Raw genomic sequence first — 7,196 nt, 5'->3', positions numbered from 1 at the left:
CTTCGATCTGCGCCTTGATCTGGGCAACGCGGCCTTCGATGTCCGACTTGGCGCCGGCGCCGTCGATGATCGTGGTGTTTTCTTTCTCGACGACGATCTTCTTCGCGCGGCCAAGCATGTCGAGGGTAACGGATTCGAGCTTGATGCCGAGGTCTTCGGAGATTACCGTGCCGCCCGTCAGGATGGCGATGTCCTCGAGCATGGCTTTGCGGCGGTCGCCGAAGCCTGGAGCCTTGACGGCAGCGATCTTCAGGCCGCCGCGCAGCTTGTTGACGACGAGTGTTGCAAGCGCTTCGCCTTCGACGTCTTCAGCGATGATGAGCAGCGGCTTGCCGGACTGGACGACAGCTTCGAGAACCGGGAGCATCGACTGCAGGTTCGAGAGCTTCTTCTCATGGATCAGGATATAGGGATCCTCAAGCTCGACCCGCATCTTGTCCTGATTGGTGATGAAGTAGGGGGACAGGTATCCGCGGTCGAACTGCATGCCTTCGACGACTTCGAGTTCGGTTTCGGCAGTCTTGGCTTCCTCGACCGTGATCACGCCTTCGTTGCCGACTTTCTGCATGGCCTCGGCAAGGAAGTTGCCGATTTCGGGATCGCCATTGGCCGAGATGGAGCCGACCTGGGCGATTTCGGCATTATTGGAGATTTTGCGGGCGTTGTTTTTCAGTTCCTTGACGACGGCATCGACGGCAAGGTCGATACCGCGCTTCAGGTCCATCGGGTTCATGCCGGCGGCAACGGCCTTTGCGCCTTCGCGAACGATCGCCTGGGCAAGAACGGTTGCCGTCGTCGTGCCGTCGCCGGCGACGTCGCTGGTCTTCGACGCGACCTCGCGCAGCATCTGGGCGCCCATGTTTTCGAACTTGTCCTCAAGCTCGATTTCCTTGGCGACCGAAACACCGTCCTTGGTGATGCGCGGAGCGCCGAAGGATTTGTCGATCACGACGTTGCGGCCCTTCGGACCGAGCGTCACCTTGACGGCATTGGCGAGAATGTCGACGCCGCGCAGCATGCGATCACGGGCATCGGCGTGGAATTTGACTTCTTTAGCAGCCATGTTCTTCACTCCTCCATAGGCAGCCAGCGTTGAAATGGGGTTAGCCCAAGGCCGACTAGGCGGCCTTCTTGTCGACCGCCGGGGCCTCTATGATGCCCATGACGTCGCTTTCCTTCATGATCAGCAGGTCTTCGCCGTCGATCTTGATCTCGGTGCCAGACCACTTGCCGAACAGGATGCGATCGCCGGCCTTGACGTCGAGCGGCTGGACCTGGCCGGCATCATTGCGCGCGCCCGGACCGACGGCGATGACTTCTCCCTCCTGCGGCTTTTCCTTGGCAGTGTCGGGAATGATGATGCCGCCCTTGGTCTTCTCTTCGGACTCCACACGGCGGACGAGAATGCGATCATGAAGCGGTCGGAACGTCATGTTTTCCTCCATGAACAAACGATGATCCATGTTTCATTGCCGGAGCGAGTGATCGATCCGGCGGCTGCCAGGCTCTTTGCCCGCCCGGCTGAAAAAATCTGCTACCGATTTTTTCGAATTTCAAGAGGGCTGCAGCAAAAAATTAGCACTCTTGCGGGGAGAGTGCTAACGCGCCGTTCCGGAACGGAAACGTCGACATTGGCGTTTACTCTATGCTGATGCGCGAGAAATTCTACGCAGCATCAAGCGTGTTCCAGACGAAGGTGACTCATATATGTCGCCCCATCGACAAAGGTAAAGGCGAGCGCATGAGGTCATCCTTCGACGCCTTGCAAGCATGGAGGTTGAGATGAGTGTTCGTGATCTTATTCCGTGGGGCCGCAGCAACAGTCCGGTCCCGACAGGTTATGCAGGCAGAGACCAGCATCCGTTCCTTGCGCTTCACCGCGAGATGAACAGGCTGTTCGACGACGTCTTCCGCGGCTTCGAGGGCCGCTTTCCCACAGTCGGCTCCGGTTTCATGTTCGAAACCGCCTGGCCGAAGATCGAAGTCGCGGAGACGGATAAGGACATCCGGATCCTCGCCGAAATCCCGGGAATGGAGGAGAAGGATATCGAACTTCTGATCGACAACGGCATCCTGACGATCCGCGGCGAAAAGCGCGCCGACAACGAGGATAAGGACCGGCAGTTCTCCGAGCGGTTCTATGGCCGCTTCGAGCGGCGCCTTTCACTCAACAGCGAGGTGCAGGAAGACAAGATCGACGCGTCCTTCAAGAACGGCGTCCTGACGATCACCCTGCCACGCTCCGAAACGGCGCAATCGAGCGCCAAGCGCATCACGATCAACGGCTAGCGGCCGCCGAACGGCACTCCATCCGTGGCCGAGAAATCGAATGGGATCGCGAGAAGCGATCCTGTTCGTTCGCAACGGCCTTGGATTGCAGCGATCGACGGCTAGTGCGCGGTGTCGAGCTTTGCGGCGAGTTCAAGGATCATGTCGTCGGCAGCATCGGCGATCGCCATGGCAACTTCCGCCGGCTTGAAGCCCCTCTTCTGGCCTTCCTTGATGATTTCCAGAAACATAGGCTCGAAGGATGCCCGGCAATCACGAAGTCGCTCGGCATACTGCGCAGGTTTGGCATTTACGCTGTAAGTATCCATGCTTTAACCCCTCAACCTTAAGGGTCATACCATGGCGACAAACTCTGACGTAAGCAAGAGCATGCTTAAATAAGGGTTAATCCCTCGGCTTATTTTTGGCCATTATTGGACAAGGCCCGATATCGAGAGATCGCTGCACACCGCGCTGCGCCGGTGCATGATTGACTTTACCGCGAAATGAGAACATAAAGGGAACAAACGCAACGGAGATTCTCATGACGCACGCAGAGCTCGTTATACAGAATGCCTTGGCTTTTGTTGCAGCATCCCGCTCGGCTCGCGAGCGCGACCGGAAACGGCGCGAGAAGCTGCTCGAACGGATTCAGCTGATGAGGCCACCGAACCCCTATCTCGTTAAGACGCGGGGCGGCGAGCAGCTCAAGCTCAAGCTTGATCTCGATCACTGACGGGCGTCTGCGATCGGCAGAAGACAGTATTGCCCGCGCCCGATATGCGATATGACCATCATCATCGAAACCGCGTCGCTCTGAAACTGCGTGCCAGCCGAGCGGCAAGCTGCGGGAGGAGGAGAGATGATACATGACGAGCGGCCGCTGGCGATCAGCGCGCCGGAGCCGCGCACGCTCGACCTGATCTTTACGGCCGAGGCGAGAAAGCAGTTGCACGCCAGATATCAGATCGTCGAGGCCGATCCGGAAAATATCGCAGGGCTCGGCGATGACGTTCTGGGCAAGGCGCGCTACATCATCGGTCAGCCGCCGCTGTCGGCCGAAACGCTGGCCCGGATGCCCGCGCTGCGCTGCGTGCTGAACGTCGAAAGCAACCTTATCAACAACATGCCCTATGAAATCCTCTTTCAGCGCGGCATCCATGTCGTGACGACGGGGCAGGTCTTTGCCGAACCGGTGGCGGAAATCGGTCTGGGTTTTGCGCTTTCGCTGGCGCGAGGCATCGTCGACGCGGATGTCGCCTTTCGTGAGGGCAGGGAGCTGTGGGGTGGAGAGGGCAATGCAAGCGCCCGGCTGATCGGAGGCTCCGAAATCGGCATCATCGGCTTCGGCGACCTCGGCAAAGCGCTGCGGCGCGTGCTTTCCGGGTTCCGGGCGAAGGTCCGGGTCTTCGATCCCTGGCTGCCGCGCTCCATCCTGGAGGAGAACGGCGTTGAAGCGGCGAGCCTGGACGAGGTAGTGACGAGAAGCGATTTCGTTTTTGTCGTTGCGGCGGTCACCAGCGAGAACAAGGGGTTCCTCGGTGCCGAGGCGTTTGCCAGCATGCGGCCGGGCGCGGCTTTCATCCTGCTCAGCCGGGCAGATGTCGTCGATTTCGATGCATTGATATCGGCTGTCGCATCCGGCCATATCGTCGCGGCAAGCGATGTCTATCCGCAAGAGCCGCTACCGCTTGATCATCCGGTGCGGAACCTGAAGGGCTTTATCCGTTCCGCGCATCGCGCCGGCGCAATGGACAGCGCCTTCAAGAAGATGGGCGGCATGGTGCTGGAGGACATGGATTTGATGGACCGCGGCTTGCCGCCGATGCGGTGCAAACGGGCCGAGCGCGAGACCGTATCGCGCATGCGTTCGAAGGGCGTGAAGATCAACTGATCAAAATATGTGTCGTGGCCGCGTGCTGCGAGCGCCGTCACGCGTTACGAAAATGTCGCGATCATAGGCTGTTGCTTTAAGATTGATGCGCCGCGGCAGCATTTTTGGTGGGGAAATTCTGCGGATCGGGTGCTATCGTCCTGACATGGACCGATGAAGCGGAAGAGCAATGCTTCCGGTGTCACGGATCAACACTGCGATCTCGGGAGGAGAGCAGATGCTGGCGGCGATACGGCGGGATCGACGGCTAAGGGGAGAGGCCGGATGTATTCAGGTGGTTTGAATTTCGCGCTCGGCGACGAGATCGACGCTCTGCGCGAAAGTGTGAGGCGGTTTGCAAGCGAGCGCATCGGGCCGTTGGCAGCGGAAACCGATCGCAGCAACAATTTTCCAGCGCCGCTCTGGCGCGCGATGGGAGATATGGGCCTGCTCGGCATTACCGCGGATGACGCCTATGGCGGAGCAGGTCTCGGTTATCTCGCCCATTGCGTCGCCATGGAGGAGATCAGCCGCGCCTCGGCCTCGGTCGGCTTGAGCTACGGGGCGCATTCCAATCTCTGCGTCAACCAGATCAACCGCAACGGCAACGACGCGCAAAAGAGCCGCTATTTGCCCAAGCTGATTTCCGGCGAACATGTTGGCGCGCTCGCCATGTCCGAACCGGGTGCCGGTTCCGACGTCGTTTCGATGAAGCTCAAGGCTGAAAAGCGTGGCGACCGATACGTGTTGAACGGCAACAAGATGTGGATCACCAACGGTCCGGACGCCGAGGTACTAGTGGTCTATGCCAAGACCGACCCTGAGGCCGGACCGCGCGGTATCACCGCGTTCCTCGTCGAGAAGACCTTCAAGGGTTTTTCCACCGGCCAGAAACTCGACAAGCTCGGCATGCGCGGTTCAAATACCTGCGAGCTGATCTTTGCAGATTGCGAAGTGCCTGGGGAGAACGTGCTGGGCGCCGTCGGCGGCGGCGTGAAGATACTGATGTCGGGGCTCGACTATGAACGCGTGGTGCTTTCCGCCGGTCCCCTCGGCATCATGGCGGCTTGCGTGGATATCGTTCTGCCCTATCTGCATGAACGCAAGCAGTTCGGCCGCGCGATCGGCGAATTCCAGTTGATGCAGGGCAAGCTTGCCGACATGTATGTGACGCTGAATACGGCGCGCGCCTATGTCTATGCCGTGGCGGCTGCCTGCGACCGCGGCGAGACGACCCGTAAGGATGCTGCCGGCTGCATTCTTTATGCCGCGGAAAAGGCGACAGCCATGGCGCTCGAAGCGATCCAGGCGCTCGGCGGCAACGGCTACACCAATGATTATGCCGCAGGGCGGCTCTTGAGGGACGCCAAGCTCTATGAGATCGGCGCCGGAACCTCCGAAATCCGGCGCATGCTGATCGGACGTGAGCTGTTCGCGGAGACGGCATGACCGTACTCAAATCCCAGATATCGACCAATTCAGAAACCTTCAGGGCCAATCAGGCGGCGATGCAGGAAGCTATCAAGCTTATCGAGGAGGCGGTACGAACGGCTGCGAGTGGCGGCGGGACGGCGGCGCGCGAGCGGCATGTCGGCCGAGGCAAGATGCTGCCGCGCGATCGGGTCATGGGACTGATCGATCCGGCGACGCCGTTTCTGGAAATCGCCGCGACTGCCGCTTATGGCATGTACGGCGGCGAGGCGCCGGCAGCAGGGCTGATCACGGGAATCGGCCGTGTCGCCGGGCGCGAATGCATGATCGTCTGCAACGACGCGACGGTCAAAGGCGGCACCTACTATCCGATGACGGTGAAGAAGCATCTAAGAGCGCAGGAGATCGCAGCGGCCAACAACCTTCCTTGCATCTATCTCGTCGATTCCGGCGGCGCCAATCTGCCGAACCAGGACGAGGTCTTTCCGGATCGCGATCATTTCGGCCGTATCTTCTACAATCAGGCCAACATGTCGGCGGCGGGGATCCCGCAGATTGCCGTGGTGATGGGATCCTGCACGGCGGGCGGTGCCTATGTCCCTGCCATGTCGGACGAAGCCATCATCGTCGAAGGGCAGGGTACGATCTTCCTCGCCGGACCGCCGCTCGTCAAAGCAGCAACCGGCGAGGTCGTTTCAACAGAAGAACTCGGCGGCGGCGACGTGCACACGCGTCTTTCCGGCGTTGCCGACTATCTGGCGCGCGATGATGCCCATGCCCTGGCGCTGACGCGCCGCGCCGTCGCCTCGCTGAACCGGACGAAAGCCCAAACGATCGAGCTTCGCGAAGCCGAGCCGCCACTCTACGATCCGGCAGAGATCGCCGGTATCGTGCCGACCGACCTTCGCACGCCCTATGAGGTCCGCGAGGTGATCGCTCGCATCGTCGACGGTTCGCGCTTCGACGAATTCAAGGCGCGCTACGGCACCACGCTCGTCTGCGGCTTTGCACATGTCCACGGCATCCCTGTCGGGATCATTGCCAATAACGGCGTCCTCTTTTCCGAATCCGCGCTCAAGGGCACGCATTTTGTCGAGCTTTGCTCGCAACGGAAAATCCCGCTGGTCTTCCTGCAGAACATCACCGGCTTCATGGTCGGGCGGAAATATGAGACGGAAGGCATTGCCAAGCACGGCGCCAAACTGGTCACGGCTGTGGCAACCACCAGGGTGCCGAAGATCACCATGCTGATCGGCGGCTCCTTCGGCGCCGGAAATTACGGCATGGCGGGGCGCGCCTTCTCGCCGCGGTTTCTCTGGACCTGGCCGAACAGCAGGATATCCGTGATGGGCGGCGAGCAGGCTGCAGGCGTTCTTGCGACCGTTCGTAGCGAAGCGCTGATCCGCGCCGGGACGCCATGGAATGCAGACGACGAGGCGGCTTTCAAGAAGCCCGTTCTCGATCTCTTCGAAGGCCAGAGCCATCCGCTCTATGCCTCCGCCCGCCTTTGGGACGACGGCGTCATCGATCCGGCAAAGAGCCGCGATGTGCTCGGCCTGTCGCTGTCAGCTGCGCTGAATGCGCCGATCGAAGACACGCGCTTCGGCCTGTTCAGGATGTGAGG

General features: G+C 60.3%; 8 protein-coding genes. 5 read left to right on the top strand and 3 right to left on the bottom strand.

From position 1 onward, the window contains the following. The coding region (groL, locus tag BN1800_RS07895; protein WP_086996259.1) for a chaperonin GroEL at nucleotides 1-1,063 on the bottom strand (1,063 nt) is incomplete at its 3' end. A gap of 55 nt (nucleotides 1,064-1,118) precedes the next feature. After that, nucleotides 1,119-1,433, bottom strand: coding sequence for a co-chaperone GroES (gene groES, locus BN1800_RS07890; protein ID WP_086996293.1), 315 nt, complete (start codon nucleotides 1,431-1,433; stop codon nucleotides 1,119-1,121). 349 nt (nucleotides 1,434-1,782) lie between these two features. Here groES and BN1800_RS07885 point away from each other — a divergent pair, with 349 nt between their 5' ends. Continuing rightward, on the top strand, nucleotides 1,783-2,289 hold the full coding sequence (locus tag BN1800_RS07885; protein WP_086996256.1) for an Hsp20/alpha crystallin family protein: 507 nt from the start codon (nucleotides 1,783-1,785) through the stop codon (nucleotides 2,287-2,289). Between the two features lie 101 nt (nucleotides 2,290-2,390). On the opposite strand, the gene BN1800_RS07880 is transcribed toward BN1800_RS07885, so the two are convergent. Continuing rightward, nucleotides 2,391-2,597, bottom strand: a complete 207-nt coding sequence (locus BN1800_RS07880) for a hypothetical protein (RefSeq protein ID WP_027511671.1) — start codon at nucleotides 2,595-2,597, stop codon at nucleotides 2,391-2,393. 215 nt (nucleotides 2,598-2,812) lie between these two features. Between BN1800_RS07880 and BN1800_RS07875 the strand changes: the two genes are divergently transcribed. From BN1800_RS07875 to BN1800_RS07860, 4 genes are all read left to right on the top strand, one after another. Further along, complete coding sequence (locus tag BN1800_RS07875) at nucleotides 2,813-3,004, top strand: hypothetical protein (RefSeq protein WP_037142778.1); 192 nt, start codon at nucleotides 2,813-2,815, stop codon at nucleotides 3,002-3,004. A 126-nt stretch (nucleotides 3,005-3,130) separates the two neighbouring features. Continuing rightward, on the top strand, nucleotides 3,131-4,162 hold the full coding sequence (locus tag BN1800_RS07870) for a hydroxyacid dehydrogenase (protein ID WP_086996253.1): 1,032 nt from the start codon (nucleotides 3,131-3,133) through the stop codon (nucleotides 4,160-4,162). Nucleotides 4,163-4,426: 264 nt separating this feature from the next. Continuing rightward, nucleotides 4,427-5,590 (top strand): isovaleryl-CoA dehydrogenase, encoded by a 1,164-nt coding sequence (locus BN1800_RS07865; protein WP_086996250.1) that lies wholly within the window; start codon nucleotides 4,427-4,429, stop codon nucleotides 5,588-5,590. Next, entirely contained in the window at nucleotides 5,587-7,194 is a 1,608-nt protein-coding gene (locus BN1800_RS07860) for a carboxyl transferase domain-containing protein (RefSeq protein ID WP_086996248.1), read from the top strand. The genes BN1800_RS07865 and BN1800_RS07860 overlap by 4 nt, the downstream gene beginning before the upstream one ends. Nucleotides 7,195-7,196: the final 2 nt, after the last annotated feature.

Origin of the sequence: Rhizobium sullae (assembly GCF_900169785.1) — a bacterium.
Classification (GTDB): Bacteria; Pseudomonadota; Alphaproteobacteria; order Rhizobiales; family Rhizobiaceae; genus Rhizobium; species Rhizobium sullae.
This window is presented reverse-complemented; position numbering and strand designations above follow the sequence as displayed.

Coding starts and splice junctions, on each gene's coding strand:
- BN1800_RS07865 (WP_086996250.1), top strand. CDS start 4,427: ATGTATTCAGGTGGTTTGAATTTCGCGCTCGGCGACGAGATCGACGCT.
- BN1800_RS07880 (WP_027511671.1), bottom strand. CDS start 2,597: ATGGATACTTACAGCGTAAATGCCAAACCTGCGCAGTATGCCGAGCGA.
- groES (WP_086996293.1), bottom strand. CDS start 1,433: ATGACGTTCCGACCGCTTCATGATCGCATTCTCGTCCGCCGTGTGGAG.
- BN1800_RS07885 (WP_086996256.1), top strand. CDS start 1,783: ATGAGTGTTCGTGATCTTATTCCGTGGGGCCGCAGCAACAGTCCGGTC.
- BN1800_RS07870 (WP_086996253.1), top strand. CDS start 3,131: ATGATACATGACGAGCGGCCGCTGGCGATCAGCGCGCCGGAGCCGCGC.
- BN1800_RS07875 (WP_037142778.1), top strand. CDS start 2,813: ATGACGCACGCAGAGCTCGTTATACAGAATGCCTTGGCTTTTGTTGCA.
- BN1800_RS07860 (WP_086996248.1), top strand. CDS start 5,587: ATGACCGTACTCAAATCCCAGATATCGACCAATTCAGAAACCTTCAGG.